The sequence below is a fragment of the Neobacillus nitrireducens genome (assembly GCF_030915405.1).
In the GTDB taxonomy this organism is placed as follows: domain Bacteria; phylum Bacillota; class Bacilli; order Bacillales; family Cytobacillaceae; genus Neobacillus.
Genome location: NZ_CP133262.1, coordinates 244,258 through 260,381, shown reverse-complemented (window position 1 = coordinate 260,381; position 16,124 = coordinate 244,258). Strand labels below are relative to the sequence as shown.

Annotated in this window: 9 protein-coding genes; all 9 read right to left on the bottom strand. The window is 40.1% G+C overall.

The genetic code is table 11. From position 1 onward, the window contains the following. Positions 1-242: 242 nt before the first annotated feature. A complete protein-coding gene (gene brxL, locus RCG22_RS01255) occupies positions 243-2,294 on the bottom strand; it encodes a protease Lon-related BREX system protein BrxL (protein WP_308105372.1) in 2,052 nt (683 codons plus the stop codon). Positions 2,295-2,420: 126 nt separating this feature from the next. After that, positions 2,421-4,658, bottom strand: coding sequence for a PglZ domain-containing protein (locus RCG22_RS01250; protein WP_308105371.1), 2,238 nt, complete (start codon positions 4,656-4,658; stop codon positions 2,421-2,423). A gap of 12 nt (positions 4,659-4,670) precedes the next feature. Next, positions 4,671-8,420 carry a BREX-1 system adenine-specific DNA-methyltransferase PglX gene (gene pglX / locus RCG22_RS01245; protein WP_308105370.1) on the bottom strand — a complete coding sequence of 1,250 codons (3,750 nt, stop codon included), beginning with the start codon at positions 8,418-8,420 and terminating at the stop codon, positions 4,671-4,673. Between the two features lie 14 nt (positions 8,421-8,434). After that, positions 8,435-12,055, bottom strand: a complete 3,621-nt coding sequence (gene brxC, locus RCG22_RS01240) for a BREX system P-loop protein BrxC (protein ID WP_308105369.1) — start codon at positions 12,053-12,055, stop codon at positions 8,435-8,437. A gap of 11 nt (positions 12,056-12,066) precedes the next feature. Further along, positions 12,067-12,615: a hypothetical protein gene (locus RCG22_RS01235; protein WP_308105368.1), complete on the bottom strand. Its 549-nt coding sequence runs from the start codon at positions 12,613-12,615 to the stop codon at positions 12,067-12,069. Next, entirely contained in the window at positions 12,599-13,399 is an 801-nt protein-coding gene (locus RCG22_RS01230) for a BrxA family protein (protein WP_308105367.1), read from the bottom strand. Before RCG22_RS01230 ends, RCG22_RS01235 begins: the two co-directional genes overlap by 17 nt. Next, positions 13,399-13,599, bottom strand: coding sequence for a helix-turn-helix domain-containing protein (locus RCG22_RS01225; protein WP_308105366.1), 201 nt, complete (start codon positions 13,597-13,599; stop codon positions 13,399-13,401). The genes RCG22_RS01230 and RCG22_RS01225 overlap by 1 nt, the downstream gene beginning before the upstream one ends. A 520-nt stretch (positions 13,600-14,119) precedes the next feature. Then, positions 14,120-15,103 carry a tyrosine-type recombinase/integrase gene (locus RCG22_RS01220; RefSeq protein ID WP_308105365.1) on the bottom strand — a complete coding sequence of 328 codons (984 nt, stop codon included), beginning with the start codon at positions 15,101-15,103 and terminating at the stop codon, positions 14,120-14,122. Positions 15,104-15,781: 678 nt separating this feature from the next. Further along, the gene (locus RCG22_RS01215; RefSeq protein ID WP_308105364.1) at positions 15,782-15,967 is read right to left on the bottom strand and encodes a hypothetical protein; all 186 of its coding nucleotides are present in this window, start codon (positions 15,965-15,967) and stop codon (positions 15,782-15,784) included. Positions 15,968-16,124: the final 157 nt, after the last annotated feature.

Sequence of the window (16,124 nt, the reverse complement as noted above, 5' to 3'; positions counted from 1 at the left end):
TGTCACCTAACATGGCCAACAAAACCAAAAAATAAAAAGCCTACAGTTTCCACTATACTGTAGGCCGGTAATTTTCTCCCTCCTGGGACTCAAAAAAACCAAAAAATATAAAGCTTAATCGTGCTAATTTCAGATATCACTGTTTTACTTTCAACAATTTTTAAATATCAATTCCCACCATTAAAAGCCTATGAATATTCTAGCTGGTAGCATTTCATCCAGTTACTATTATTTATATTGATTTAGTCCAAGAGAATTGCTTTTTGCATCAGCATATGATTGTTCTGGTAGAACGGCACATCCGTGCTGCCAAGGACTGTTGGCGGTACGTTTGAAAGCTCATTGAGGTTATCCATCGGAACGATTACACTCCTGGCACCATTCTCAGATAGCATGGTAACCTTGTCGGCAAAGTTAATAACCCGCTCAATGGCACCTCCCACAGAAATATTCCCGAGGACAGCAAGGCCTGCCTTCAGATTCTTTTTGTAAAGCGCCGATACAATAGCTATATAAACTGCAGATCCTATACCAGACGAGATTGCAGCACCCAAAAGATTAGTCACCTGAATGCTGATATCAAAATTATTTAGCGAATGCTTTTCGCTCAAGATCGCTTTCTCATTAGCCTTTATGTACTGATAGGTGTTTTTAATATTCTCCTTCACTGCCATGTTATTGACCCCAGTAACATTCAACTTTCCAGAACCTGCAACTACGACGGTTTCAATCTTCACTAGTGCTACATTTTCGCCATCACTGGTACTTGTATAGCAAACTCCTGGGGACAAAGGTGTGTTCTCAATAAGGTTCGAACCTTTTTCTTCAGGCAAGCCTACAAAGAACTCTTCCTGGCTTTCTTTGTCTATGTATGAGAAATTGGTATCCCAGAACTCCATTCCCCCAATACGCTTCAGTTGTTCTTTGACACGTCGACGCATCTCGAGAGCAATTTCCAAATACTCCTTAATATCTTCTTTGGTGTATTCTCCATCAGGGTGCATCAGCTTAATTAAGCCGGAAACAGTCTTCTTTACCGGTTTGGTATCACGCTGTTTTAGATGAGCTCCAAGTGAAAAATATTTTTCGATTACATCGGTGTAGGTAACACGCCTTAATGACTTTAATGCTTCAGAGAAGTAATCCGTACTGAATCCAAAGCTGGATGTAAAATGCTTCGGTGAAAACTTGATCATTTCCCAGCCAGGAAGATAAAAATGGATTCGATCTAAAAAGGCCGTATCGTTGTTGACTTCATCAGAAAGCGGACTGAACAGGTGAGATGTCTGCAGGACCGTTTCGACTGGCTGGTTAATGTTACCGTTAAGAATGATGGAAGCAACTCCAGTGATTTCACCACCGGCACCTGCCCGGGAGAAAGAACCGGACTCCATATAGTCCTTCATCAGAGGAACAGCGTCTCGGTCCTTGAAAATTTTATCTGTAGCCTCATCAAAGCAGATTGCGTCCCATTGACCCACAGCGCCAACCTTTCCGGTTGAGCCATGAACAAAGAGCTTGGCTACGGTTCCCTGACCACCGGAAATCAATACGGCATAAGGAGTGAGTTCCTTAAACACAAAGGATTTTCCTGTCGAACGTGGTCCAAGTTCGATGAAATTGAAGTTTGATTCAACCATCGGTAGTAATCTAGACAATAATAGCATTTTAATTCGATCCGTGACACCTTCCGCACTTGGTTCATAGCCGCAGCTTCTTAAAAGAAGGTCGAGCCACTCACTCTTTGTGAATTCCTTGCGTTTGTTGATGATTCTGGTGTTATCAAAGCTGGAAAGCTGAATGGGTTTAATTTCTGTAATAACAAACGGGAATATATTCTGTCCAACTTTAATATTTGGATCGTATTCCACATCAATAATTGCCCAGATACCCCCCATTAACATCTTTTCATGCTGCTTCACCAAGTCATCGCTGATGTTTCCATTTTTGATGTTGCTGTTTTGCAGCTTCGCCCAGTAGATATCCTTTTTAGAATCCAGTTCCACGGAAATCTTATCAATGATTTTATAGCGACCCCTCTCACGGATCTTGGATTGAATCAATGTACTCTCTTCCGGATTCACATAATGTTCACCGAGCACCCTTTTCACATTTTCCATACCAATGCGAATCTTTTCTTCATCATCAGTGGAGCAGGAGTTTGCTATCAAGTATTCAAGTACAAATACCGGTACATTGGCTCCAATCTTTACGGAGCGGACAAGGTCTTTTTTTACGACATACCCTCTGAAGTGCTCCAGAAGTTTTATGTCTAAGTCATTTAATACTGCCATAACTGACTCCTCCAATCAGCACTATTTGTGCTGCTTTACCAAGCAATTGATCTTATCAATGATTTTATCAATGCTCTTATCAATAATCTTGTCGCTGCCTTTCTCAAACATTTTAGTTCCATTTAATTAAAAAAGTCCGCCTAAATCTCTTTCTTTATTTTGTTTAATAACAGCCCGGTCAAGCTGCTGTTTCGTAGCAGCATCCAGAAGTTGGACTTCTATTTCCAGATGTCCATCGAACGTATATTCTTTGGTAATCCACTTATTCTGTTGAATAGTGAATACATCGCTTTTGTTCACCTGCGATTTGTTCGCAAAGAAGACCAGATAAACCTTTCGCTCCATGGAAAACAAATCCTCAGTTCCTTTGTCGGCCTGAATTTTTATTGAATACAATTCGCCAGTCACATCTTTTAATTCTTCTTTATTTTCAATGCTAACAGACAGCGACGATATCAATTCTCCGGAACGTTCCCAACAGAAAAATGGAGTTATCAGTTCCTGAGGTGATACCCCTCCATGCGAATAGCCGTATAAACCAGGGGTCTTGAAAGGATTGATGTTCTTTGCAAAGTAAAGATACCTAAACCGCTTATAGCCCCTTTCAGCTTCAATCAATGTGGGGGTTAGCTCTGGTTGTTTACTTTCCGTTGGGATATAGCGTTCTGCCTTATCAAACTCGCCCTTTGGAGATACTGAAATTTTATCCGCCTCACTTAACAGCCCGGTAAGAACAAAACCATGATCTGAAATCAGGTAAACTTTTCCATATCCGCTAGAGAGAAGGAGTGAAATCTTTTCAGCGAAAAAGTCGATGATTTCAGGTACATACTTGAGAGCTTTCTGTTGAAGCTTTTCACCCATGTCATCGATATCTTTATAAGTGCAAATTAGAAACTGTCCCGCCAAAGCATCTTCGTTAACCTCATCAAGTCTAATAAAATCAATTGTTACATCGAGATTCTGTGCTGCCAGATATTTCTCTCGATTGCTATGAACCGCTTCAATAACTCCATTGTTCATGTAGATACGGCTCATGTTGTTTTCGGTCTCGCTTGGAATATCAGCAAGAATTGCATCCCTTTTGAGATTTACTGAACTTTTAATTTTTGTGGCTACCTGCTCCGCAATTTCATAGGCAACCCCATCCCCCACAATAACTGCCGTCTTCATGCCGTTGGATGAATCAATGATCCCCTGCAGTGTACCGGTCTGGTTTTCTTTGTAGCCACTCCAGTATTTAAACCATTTGTCCAGAAAAACAGTGATATGCTCTTTATAGAGCTCCTGAAATGGTTCGAGGAGCTCTTTTTTATTTAGAAATTCTGTATATAGATTCCGAATGGCCGTATCCAGCTTGCAGAAATGTTTTTTATAGAACTCTACACACTCGCTGAATGAACTCAGATAGGTAATATCCTGGGAATCAAATTCCAACAGTGCAATCACATCATTCCAGAAGTGTATGCCGAGCGCCTGAGCCTGTCTGCTCTGATTGCGTTGTCGCATTTTGGCAAGGGTATTCGGGATTGAAGCCTTATCTGAAAGTTTTTTCCCAACTTCGGACAGCCATCTTTCGTCCACCAGGCGAAACGGATGATTGATGCTGACATTCCAAATATCAAGTTCTGACGATAGTGTATACTTATCAAGATACACTTTAAATGAATCCCGGTAAGATACTGAATCGAGCCAATTTTTATAAACAGAATCAAGTGTCTTGTTGAGGTTTCCTTCAGCTAAACCATCTAGTATGGCGTTTACTACTTCACGAGCCAGTGTAGTCGCAGGTTTAAGCAGATATTCCTGACCAAGCAACTCATTGACTTCCCAGTAAAATGTTTCTCGAAGTGGCGCATCGTATTTTTCTTTTGTAAAGGAAACGGGATCATGAACAAAAGGCAGAAGCTCTTTGTTCAGGTCAAAGATTACTGTTGCACCCTTATGGCTAATATCCATCCAGTAAGTATGGTCTTTACCAACGCTAACTTTTGCGGCGGCAATCAACTCTTCCTTGCTAAGATTAATGTTTAGATTTAGAGTCTGGTGGACCTTCTCCTTAATATAGTTTTGCAAGTAGCGGATTTCCAGAGACCCGCAGGTTTCGCAATATTCCCGGATAAACTTTAGTTCTTCTCTTTTCGAACGAGTATATATGAGGAACCTCTCATTACTGGGCTGCACCTTCTCGATGAGATATTTTACATGCAGTTCCTCCAGCTCGGAATTTGGCTGATGAATGGTAAACTCACCTTCGACAGTTTTTAGCAAAAACTCCGCCTCGCCCGATTCATCAATGAATACGGCCACCGAATGACGGCCGTAAATATTCATCAGGTCATTTTTAAACCATATATCTATCATCGTCAGTTCTCCCTACCAATCCGCATTAAGGTACTTTTTAAGTTGACCTGCATTGAGCACCTCATAAGGAATCATTCTCTTTTTCTGCAATGGAGCAATATTTTTGCCGACACCGTCGTCGAGAACGGGCGAGTATCCTTCAGCAAGCAGTTCATCAATCTTGACTTTGAAGGCTTCAATCTCTTTGAGCTGTCTGAAGATGCGGTCTTTTTCGTTCTGTGCTTCGGCACTTTCATTACCTACCAAATCGCTTTGACGATTAACCAATGAGCGTTCCCGGTGCTCGATATAGACCGAGCGCAGGCGCAAAAGTTTGTCTCGGCTCCATTTGTAGATGATAATGTAACAATCAAAGCCCTGTTCCGGACCGCTGGAGAGATGCCAGATAAACGGTGTCTTCGGCAGGTACATAAACATGTTCAAGTGGTCGGACAGCTCCACGAAGAAAAGCTTGTTCAGGTACTCATGGATTGGACGGCCAAGGGCCGTGTCAAAACTGGAATATTGGGCCGAGCTGAAACCTTTTTCGCGGAATTTTTCCTCAATACGATCCAGCAACACCTTTTCTCCGGCATTAGGCACCAGCGGGACAATCCCGTCTTCTTCCTCCATGAGGATTTCCCGAATCATGTCGGCAAGAAACTCCATTGCCAGTGTGTGCATCCGCTGCTGCGGAATTACATTACCCTGTTTGAACCAGTACCAGACATTGATCGGATTGACCTGATAGCGGATGCAGAATGCTTCCAGGTCATTATTGCTCTGATAGAGGGTTGGAAATCCGTTTTCAATCGCCTCACGCTCTTCATCGGTAAATTCTTTAGTCGAAAGAGTCTCAATAAAATCACGCACCTCGTCAAGAGGGAATTCTTTGGTCGCTTCTGTATCGTCAAGATAGGCAACCCGAGCTTCCGGTAATACTGGCAGCCCACCGATGCATTCTCCTTCTTTTGCTAGAACCATAGCTTTGTCATGATCAGTCAGGTTATAAATCTTGAAGATCATTTCATTGATGATGGCCTCATTAATCAGCACCTGGGTTAGGAGGTGGTTTTCAAAATTAAAAAACTTTTTAAGGCTATTATTCCGATTATATGGAGACACCTTAAAATCTGGTTCAATAATCGAATATTCACAAAGTTTTCGTTTAATTAAGTAACATTTAGTACTCAGTTCTGCAACAAAATCTTCCTCTTGCTTTTTAGGAATGACGAGCGGTATTCTTTTTAGATCACCGGGTTGCTTATTTACAGTTGGATTAAGGCAATCCGTTACGTAAAAAACTAACTTTGAATTAAGTAACCCCATCAAATAGAAAGTATTTTGGAAATCATTCATCAAGAAAACAGACGACCCACCTATGTCAAAAAGGTGATTCTGTGGTAAATATCGAAGAGATATCCCTTTCGATCCAGAAGCAGAATATGTTAGCCCTTGCTTAAAATAATATTCTTGAGCATGAAGGTCTTGTCCTTTGGTTATAAGAAACTCTTGGAGCTTTTTCCCTGAAAGTTCCCAGTCAATTGTTAGCCAGAGATTGCCAAACCATTTTTGATATGGGCCTCCTTTGGAGTAACGCACCCATTTTTTTCTACTTTTTGAACCTTCTACTTCTGAAAGAATATCTTCGTCATTTACTTCCCACCAGAATCTTAAAAACCTATTATTATTTGAAGTTTGGATACCTGCTCTAATATCTGCTGTTTTTTCAATTAATCCAGTTGCAAACTTTTCCCTGAACTCATCGGAAATCCAGTAAATGAAGGGCCAGGACTTGATGATCTTCAGTTTTGATTGGTTTAGCTTATAAACATGCTCATCCTGTATACCATTTATGTAATTGTCATATATTTTTTGAAAGATATTACCTTTTTTTGTGTAATTATGATATTCTCTAAGATCAAAGTAGACGCCAATTGAATCTGAAAATCCTTTTTCAAACACATACATTACGGCATCTATAGCGACATTAGAAAATTCAAACACACCTCCCATTTCAAGCTCGGCTAAAAGATTTACATTTGATTTCAAAAGAATGTACTCTCTGATAGACTCAAATGTTTTTATATACATGAAAGTTCTTGGACTAATCATAGCAATCATGCCATTATTATTTACCAGCTCATAACAGCGCTTAATAAAAGCGGCATACAGGTTGGTATGAAACTTGTATGGCTTTTTATAATTGTCTTCGATGAATTTCTTCAACTCAGGACCAAAGTCAGCACTATCAGTATACGGCGGGTTGGCGGTAGCCACATCGTATTCTGTGGTGAGTAATTCAAGGAATGTAATAGCATCCCGCGTCTTGCTGGTTAGGAAGGTGTACTCCTGAGTTTTAGCGTATTGCTTAACAGCGGTCTTCAGGTTGTTGAAGAAGGTGTCTGAGAAATTTTTTTCTTTTTCAATATCCCTTTCGGTAAATATATCCAATTGTACAGATTTTAATGGTATCCCAAGTTTTTTATCTGAAAATAGATTGCCTTCTTCAATATCTCGCTGTTCTAACAATTGGAGTAATTTTGCCTTTATCTTTTCATCCAGACGTATCAAGGACCCAAACTTGTAGGCAAACCGGAGATCGGTCCAGATGTCGGCAATCAGCTCCTGTTGGCTTTGGTCAAGTGTTTCCCCTTCTGTAAAGATGTGCTTTACTGCCTCATACTCAGGCAAATAGATGTCTGAGGAGACTACATTAAAGGCGAGTTCGCCAATAGTTCTCCGTTTTTTCTTAGCTTTGATAAAGAGGCCGAGCTGGGCCAGTTGAACCGCCCGGTCATCGAGATCGATTCCGTGCAGGTTGTTTTCAATAATCAGCTTGGGAATATCCTGTTCATCATAATCGGATCCATAGTTTTCGATCTGGTCGACATAAAGTTCATAGAAAAAGTCAAAGGCGTAGAGAAGGAAATTTCCCGATCCGCAGGCCGGGTCTATCACCTTTAATTCATGCAGTGGCTTAGGCTTGCGCTCCTGAGTCTGAGGAGCGTTGGCAATCTTGTAACGACCTTTGATCTCGGAATTCGGATACATTTCCAAATAAAGTTTCCCAAGAGAGTTTTCCACCAGAAACTGCACGACCCAGCGCGGTGTATAAACCTGCGACTGCAGTGAAACTTTATGATATTCGGTTTTCCCACCACTGTCCTTATGAGCCTTCTTCTTTATATTGTTATAGCTCTCATACATCCAGCCAAGGACATCATCACTTTGCCAAATATCATCGCCTACCTGAGTGTCCTTTTCCACCGCATTGAAGGTGTCGATGATTTCATTGAGACTGATGGCATCAGGTAGCAAAGCATAGGGATAGGCTTTACTATAAAGCGGTAGAGTTTCCCCCAGCTCATTAAAGGCGTATTTAAGGTATTCACGGATACCTTCCAATTCTTCGGAACGCATGTGCGGGTTCATTTCCAGCCACGCCATGTGTCCAAATGAGCGATCACCATGCTCCGGCTGTTTAGTCAGCACCGGCGGGAATAGCGCAGCAGCTTCCATGACTTTGACAGCAGCCATACGGTTGAACAGTGTAAAGGTCAGCTCATCAATGAGCTTTTCGCGAGCGTGTTCGTAATTACCGGTTTCACCAATATGGTTTTCGAGCATCTCCTCGAAACGGAGTCGTTTGTCTCTGACTTCTGGGGGAAGTTTTTCAATGGATAGCTGCTTGTTCTTTCCAATCCCCAGTCGGGCAAAATATTTATCAAAAGCACCCTCAATAAGTTTCCGTATCTTATCTACATGTTCTGGCAGTTTCATTGGCTAACATCCTATCATATTGTTTCTATATCCAGTTCGATTTCTTCATCGGGGCTGGCAGCAGTCAATAACGCCAATTGTTTGGTCAGGAGCGATTTGTATTCCTGAACAGTCATAACCTTGCTGGTAACCTTAAAACGAACTTTGCGCGGTTGCTTGGGCGTAGGATGCTGACCCGGAGCCCCACTCGGTTCCGGCTTGGGAACTTCAGCAACAAAACTGCTTTGAATAATTACTAACTCGTTCTCCTTGGTAGGAGCCAACGCTATATAGTTCAGGATATCCGAAAGCGAATAGCCGCAATTTTTACAACTGATGGCATACCCAAGTACAGGCTCTTTGATAATCCTGTCTGAACAATAGCGCTTAAGCTCATCAAGCTTTCTCTGGTTATACACATTCAACTCTGCCGGATACCCCTTCAGTTTTCTAAGCGCAGCATCTACTTTTCCATCAAGAATCTGATATTCATGGCTCATTCCGGCTGCAGCGCTTTTAATCATCTTGTAGTAACTGTCTTTGACAATTTGTACCTGCTGTTGCAGGTTACCGAAATTTTTGACCATGTCCTGTTTATAGAGACGTAGAAATTCATCATATGCTTCCTGTATCGTGTTGTCGGATCGGTCTGCTTTTTTGAGTTCTCTAGCAACCTCTTCAATGAAACCCATAAACTCCTTGGCCTTGAAAAAGTTCTTTTTGATGAATTTCTGCGCTTTCAGAATGGTCTGAATAGCAACTGAGAACTGATCGCTATTAGTAAGGAAAAATTCGACCTTTTCGATGTAATTGCTTTCAGTAATCTTTCCGCCGAAACTTAGCAAGGTTTGTTTCTGGTTGGCTACAGTCGGAAACAGTGTCTCAAATTCTTCGACTGTATCGTTCAACGTTGTCAGTGCACCAATAAAATGATCAGCCATGTGCAAAATGCTGTCGGCAAGATCAAAGTCATTGATGTTCCAGTCAACCTTTCGTCTAGTATGGGACTCAATTTCAAGTTCCACAAGTAGTTGGACCGCCTGATTTTTCTGGGCAGCAGATAGGGTCGTAGTAATGGACTTGAATGAAGCCGACTTAAATTTCGTAGCATTGGTAAAGGCCTCCAGAATAACGATCTGCTCATGAGAAAACCATGTGTCACCATTGTATTTTACAGACAGGCGACCGGCTCGAAGAAGAACCGCTAAAGTGGTTACAATGGTCCCAAATGAGTAGCCCCACGGTGCTCCGGAAAGATCTGACTCCAGTGTGCGGCCATCTACATACCGGCTTTTAATCTTAGCATTGATTTCTTCGACTACCTTCAAATGATCACCGGTAAAGTTACCGTGGCTATCAAAAAACCTGAAGTCATCACCAGAAAACAATCGGCTCAATCCTTCCTTGCGGCTGCTGAAAATTTTAGGAACCAGACCCTCAGAAAGCCCGGAAGCCAGTCTCTTTGTATAAATATTCTTGATCATTTTACGCTGAATTTCGCTAATCGTACCTTTGAACCTGTCTGCGTTAAGTAGGTGCTCATCGTACATATAAATCAAAGATGCATTGCGATAGGCACTTTCAATCTTTATACGGAGATCTTTTTCCTTTTCCTCGCGGATGATGGAGAAATCCCTAATGATCTGGCGCTTGGCGGGATCAGAATCATTGGAATATTTATCCTCCATATATAAGTAGCGACTAACCTCACCAATTAGTTTATCAATCAGCGAAAACTCTTCGTTGTCTGGGACTAGCGTGATAACATCCTTTTCGAACTGGGTTTCCAGCTTAAGGTTCTCAATAAAATCCTGCCGATTCTCGCTGATGTTAAAGAGGCTGTAGACTGTCAATTTCAGATGCTTGTTTCCTGAGCCACTGAGCTCGTCATCCTGATCAGAAAGAACGCTAAATTTGAAACTGTCTATGCCGTCATTAAAGGTGGCTACCGGGGTAAACAGCTTGTAGTCCTTGATGTAATTGATCAAAGACCTTTTCTTGCTAAATAGTTCAACATCAAAGTCCTTCATTTCTTCTAGGAGCTTGCCTTCAAGGTCAGAAGTAATTTTATAGTTGTTGTTTGAAAGCAACAGAACTTTTGCTTCAAGCAGCAGTCCGAGAGCCTCTTCAATGACTGGCTTCACATCATAGTAAGTTGTAATATCAGAAATGTAGCTTTTAGTGATATTCTCTACTGTCGGCGAAACAACTCCTGAATCAGCCATAAGGTGAATCGTCTTCAGCAGCTTTTCACCGTCAATGATGCTGCTGCGCTCTTTTAGAATCTTTCTTGCAGTATCGTATTTACTAACCAGTCCAATGGGTGGAGCTGTTTGTGCCTCGGTACATATAGCGTAGCCCGGGGTAAAACTGTAAATTTCCTTATTCCGCATCTGTTTTCGGAGAATATCAAAAGTTGTAATGATCATTCCACGTGCAGCGATCTGAGTGGCTACCAACGCATTGGAGCTAAATAAAAACTTCTGAAGAATGTCGAACTGATACTTATGGAATGGATAGTAGGTTGCAAACTCATCCCCATTTGCAGTTTTAGTCGGAAATGATGATTTCAAATTGGTCGCATCAGATACCAGCCCTTCGTTATTTTTGTGGTAATTAACAAGCTGCTGATATCCGGCTTCCTTTTTTTGGAGTAGGCGGTTTTTGATAATGACATCAACCTCTGTTGATTCAAGGTGAATCTTGGTCTTAAAACGATCCGTTACCTTGGTCAACTGACTTCGGTTCACATTGGCATTGTTAATAACATCATCTAATTTTTCCTGAGCAATGGCGATGGTCCAAACTTTGTTACTGATACTTGAAAGAGCTTCACTAAGACCCTCTAGATCCAATAAAGTGAATTTCTTCTGGCTGATAGCTTCGCTGGCTTCATCGAAGATAAAGACAAGTGTCTCCTCCGGCCGGTGCTTCAAGTATTTCTCAAGCTCAGTTTTAAACTTGTTTGCAGAGAAATCCTCAATAGCGGAACTGTAAACTTGATGTGTATCAGCGTAGTCAGCTTCGCTATAACCCATTTCAGCAAACACTTTCCGCATGACCCTTGCAACCTGACGATTGCTGGTTTTCAACTTATCCCATTCCTGTCCCTCGAGCGATTCGGCTTTACTTTTAAACTCTTCGAGTTTACCATCGATTAACAAATCAAACTCCATGTAGCCGTATAAGTCGTCGCGGAAGCCAAGGCTTTTCAGGAAGTTGGCAAAAAGAGTGAATGCCAGACTTTTGTCTGTGTTCTGTTTAGCTACGTCAAAAATCACGACTCTGCTATTGATCGCTTCAAGATTGCGGATGGAGTTTTCAATTAGGCTTTCGTCTGCCACGCCTTTCAATCGTGGGATAAATCGCTCTCTCGCAGGTGTTCCGTTAATCATCGGATTGTCGATAATATAACCCAGCATCTTGCCGAAGTAGGATTTACCTGATCCATAGAAGCCGGACAACCAAACCCCAGTTTCTTTTATATTGGAAGTAAATTGGTTAGTGAAGTTGTAAAGATGCCGACCGATTCCTTCGGTCACAATGTAAGTTTCAATTTCCTGTTGGATTTCCACTTCGGAGTGATCATCAAGATCGATCACACTCTTAATATCTTCCTGAAGATCCAGCGTCAGTATTTCGTTTATTTTTGTCATGAGTGCTCCCCTTATTTCACCAACGTGCAACGATATTTTGATGCAAGTTTGAAGTTCAAAAAGTAAATGTTGTCATCCTCAATTTTTGCTGGGTAAAATATCACAAGAGGATGAGGCAGATTCATAACTGCCTTATTCTCCATGATGTTAACGTTCTCAATTCCCGTACCAAAGAGGCAACCTGTTCTTATTAAAAACGGAGTTTTATTGTTCTGACAGGCTTTTTCAATTTCGCTAATAATCAGGTCAAACAGATCTGTTGTAGGATCATTAGAACAAAAGATTTTGTGGGGAGTATTCGTAAAGTCATTATAATACTCTTTAAACGACTCCCAACCGTCCTCATCAATGAACTGAACCAGCAGCTTGCTGACATCAATAAATACAGCCTTATCAGCATATAGATCTTTCGCTTTTTCAATATACTGCTGTTCTTCATCAGGCGGGTATGAGAACAAGATACTGTTCCCGCCATTTGCTTGCCGACGAAGTTGATCTTGGTTTTCTATATGGAATTTCAAATCTGTAAACTTTTGCTGATGATCATTTATATAAGACATCGCAAACTCCTTTATAACTTTGGGTTAGTTCGATGTTCAAAGCAACACCGTTGAAATTCATATTAAAGAAGTCCTTCAAAGAGAGCTTTTTAAGCCGGTTCTGAATATCTTCTGAAGAAATAAAGCTGATAGGAAGCAGCTCGTTAGTCAGGATATTACTTGCGTTAGGAGAGAACAATTTTGCAAAGTAAAGAAAGAGCACTTGCGCTTCTGAAGATGGACGTATATGCTTGAAAGACTTTACTCTCCTGGGACTTAGAAAACCGAGCTTACTCATCAAATTAAGGTATTTGGTCGATAGCGTGTTAATTGTATTTTCTGACCATCTGATCTGCAGTGATTCATTTTGCAGAAGAAACTCTTTCAGATAGGCAGTAATATCATCTTTTGAGATGCTTGTACGTCCAGAGTAATAAGTTTTCACAAAAACCCTCGATGTAATTTCTCTGAATAATCTGTTATTCAAAGCAAACTGCCAAACCAAAACCAACTGCTTGTCCTGTAGAGGCACTCGCTCGCTGAAAATCCCCTGAATGAGATCCTGGTGATCCTCGTTCTTAAACTGCAAAAATCCTTTTCTTACCTCACGTTCAATCCTTGTTCGGCTTTTTTCAGTACGCAGATTAAATTCATTTCGCTGATTAACGAGTTCTTCTAGTGAATCAGATTGACTGAAATGCGAATCTATCGCCTTGAAAATGACCGTAATATCCCTAAGCCCGCCAATGATGTTAATCGCGGTATCATACACACCAAGTTCTATTGTGTTATTCAATTCATCCATTAATTATTATTCATCCTTTTCGGGGTGTCCGCTGCACCACCAGAGCGAACCCATTCATCTACCTCGTTTTGTTTAAACATCCAACGGCGTCCTACCCGGTGGCCTGGCATTTCCCGTTGCTCAATCCATTTGTAAATAGTTTCATTGCTCACATTGAGATATTTGCAAATGTCTTCCACAGTAAGCCATCGTTCTTCCATGGTTTTTTTACCTCTTTATATATGTAATTATTACATTTACTCCAAGTGACCATGCTTAAATCGCCACTTATTCTTAGATAATTTCCACAATATACTAATAAAATACCTCATAGATATGCCGAAATCAAGATATTATTGTCGAATAGTGCCGATAAAACCAATGTTAACACTATTTTTCTGAGTTCAACTGATCTTGAGACGTAAAGTGCTATATAAATTATTTCCCTATATGCTTGAATCTTTTGTTCCTATGAGGTTGGTAATTATAATGAAAGAATTTGTATTTTGCCATCCCGGCATAACTAATTGAAACAGCCAAAAATCACCAAACTTCTTTTGCAAGAGGAGGTGGGCTTCGAAAGTTTTATTAAAAAATAAAAAACTGCCCTATTTCCCCCTCAGAAAATATATAAAAATTAGGACTTAATGGGCGTTCAGTCAGGAGATACTTAATAAGACTACCTTAATATACGTATTCTTATTGATTTAGCAACTCCAAGAGGAATAAACTACCGCACGTTCATCTTTTTCCGAAAATACTATTTAAGGGCGAGAAAGAGTTATGCTGTCTTTTAACATCCAAATCCGTCATTTGAATATATTTCCGCACCATACTCATATCAGAGTGACCAAGTATCTTCTGAAGGGAAAAAGGATCTCCTCCATTCAGAATGTAAAATAATGCCCCAGTGTGTCGGAAGGTATGAGGAGATACTCTTTTATTGGTGATACCTGCCAATTCACCCAATTCCGTTAATCTTCTTCGCCAAGTATTATCAAGGATTTCTCTACCATCATATGTCACAAAAAGGTATTCACTACCAAAATCATCCGACTCTTTCATATATTCCTCAAGCAATTTGATAGTCTTCGTAGAGATTGGCACACTCCTGCTTCTCTTTGTCTTCGTTTCATGGGGTTCAAGTTTAATTGAGCCACTTTTTAAATCAACATTACATCTTTTCATTTTTAAGAGCTCAGAAATTCTGACCATCGTATCTAATAAGACGTAAATCATCACCTTATCACGAAGTCCGACAAAACGTGAATCGTCAATTTGATTGAGTAGTGCTTTAATCTCGGCTGGAGTGAAAGCCTGTATTTCATCCTCAGGGGTTTTAATAGGCTTAAATTTTTCGTGTATAGGGGTTTCAATCCACCCTTCCTGAAAAGCGTGGCGTAAAAAGGCTCGATTGGTTCGAATACGCACATTTACAGTCGTTGGTTTTAGTCCTTGGTCATTAAGCATATAACCGATATAATTTCGAAATAGTTCTACCGTCACCATGTCGTTTGGGACATCCCCACCAAGGTAATCATTAAGATAATGAAGATGTTCATAATAACCTCGAATTGTTGCTTTTGCTAATCCTTCAGTTTGTTTAAAGACCATAAATCGTTCAAACATTTCAAACAATGTCATCTTTTGTTCCGTTTGTTTAAAACGGTTAATGCTCTGGGCACTTCTTGAACCTTTCCTATGTGTTTTCCTAATTGAAGACATAAAAAAATCCACCTTTCATTCAGAATTTGGTGGATTTGACACACTAGTACACCCTAAATCATTCGCACTAGTACTTTGTAATTTTCAGAAAAAATACTGATGACTTTTCACTCGTAAATCACAGTTTAAACTGTTGACAAAACACATACAAAAAACAGCTTAAACCCTTGATATGATTGAGTTATTTTGGCGGGACTGCGTGGGAATCGAACCCACCTGACCTGGCACGCAGGTCACAAGCAGTTTTGAAGTTTGTGGGAAGGATGTATTTTTAATTTCTTTTAATCATCATTAGTTATTTATAATCCTTTATTCTAAAGGGTTTTCAGACAAATGAAAATGTATAGTATTTTATTGTTATTGTTAGTTATTTTTTGTACGTGACCAAAATGTTACCAAAATAAAGAAAAATTAAAATAAAGGTCACTTATTTAAGGTACAATTTTTTTATAGTTACCGACACATTCTGTAAACCCTTTGTTCTGGGTTTGCAGATTTTTTATTTTTTACGCTTTTTCACATAAATATTTCTAATAAATTTGCACAGAATGACTAAAAAAATTATTACGTGTTCAATGGTTATTGTTGGGATTGAAGCCTACTTAATTCTATTTCAGTGAGTCTTCTCATAATAGCCTCGCACTATTCCCATTCTCTAAGTAAAATAATCTAAATTATCTAGTATACTTGTCTACCTAAAACCAGATAACTCTGGAAGAAGATCTCAGTAGTTACCCCAATTTCAGAATATGAATAATAAGCAGGTTTATGAACAAAAATTAATAATCTTTCAGCTAAATCAATTTCTTTAGACCATGATTCTTCTAGTGGATTTTGTGGACCGTGCAATCTTCCAACATACATTTTTATGTTATTCGAATCGTTTGTGTCAAACCAATCGTCTTGAGAAATTCTTTTACCAAGTAGCTGATAATCAGCCTTGGCTATATACAATAGAACTCTACTACCGTAAACTCTAAGTTACCGTAGATCTGATAAATACCATAATCCATTGCTCCAT

Bases quoted from the DNA above. Each gene is read 5' to 3' on its own strand.
- brxL (WP_308105372.1), bottom strand. From the start codon at position 2,294: ATGGCAGTATTAAATGACTTAGACATAAAACTTCTGGAGCACTTCAGA.
- RCG22_RS01250 (WP_308105371.1), bottom strand. From the start codon at position 4,658: ATGATAGATATATGGTTTAAAAATGACCTGATGAATATTTACGGCCGT.
- pglX (WP_308105370.1), bottom strand. From the start codon at position 8,420: ATGAAACTGCCAGAACATGTAGATAAGATACGGAAACTTATTGAGGGT.
- brxC (WP_308105369.1), bottom strand. From the start codon at position 12,055: ATGACAAAAATAAACGAAATACTGACGCTGGATCTTCAGGAAGATATT.
- RCG22_RS01235 (WP_308105368.1), bottom strand. From the start codon at position 12,615: ATGTCTTATATAAATGATCATCAGCAAAAGTTTACAGATTTGAAATTC.
- RCG22_RS01230 (WP_308105367.1), bottom strand. From the start codon at position 13,399: ATGGATGAATTGAATAACACAATAGAACTTGGTGTGTATGATACCGCG.
- RCG22_RS01225 (WP_308105366.1), bottom strand. From the start codon at position 13,599: ATGGAAGAACGATGGCTTACTGTGGAAGACATTTGCAAATATCTCAAT.
- RCG22_RS01220 (WP_308105365.1), bottom strand. From the start codon at position 15,103: ATGTCTTCAATTAGGAAAACACATAGGAAAGGTTCAAGAAGTGCCCAG.
- RCG22_RS01215 (WP_308105364.1), bottom strand. From the start codon at position 15,967: ATGTATGTTGGAAGATTGCACGGTCCACAAAATCCACTAGAAGAATCA.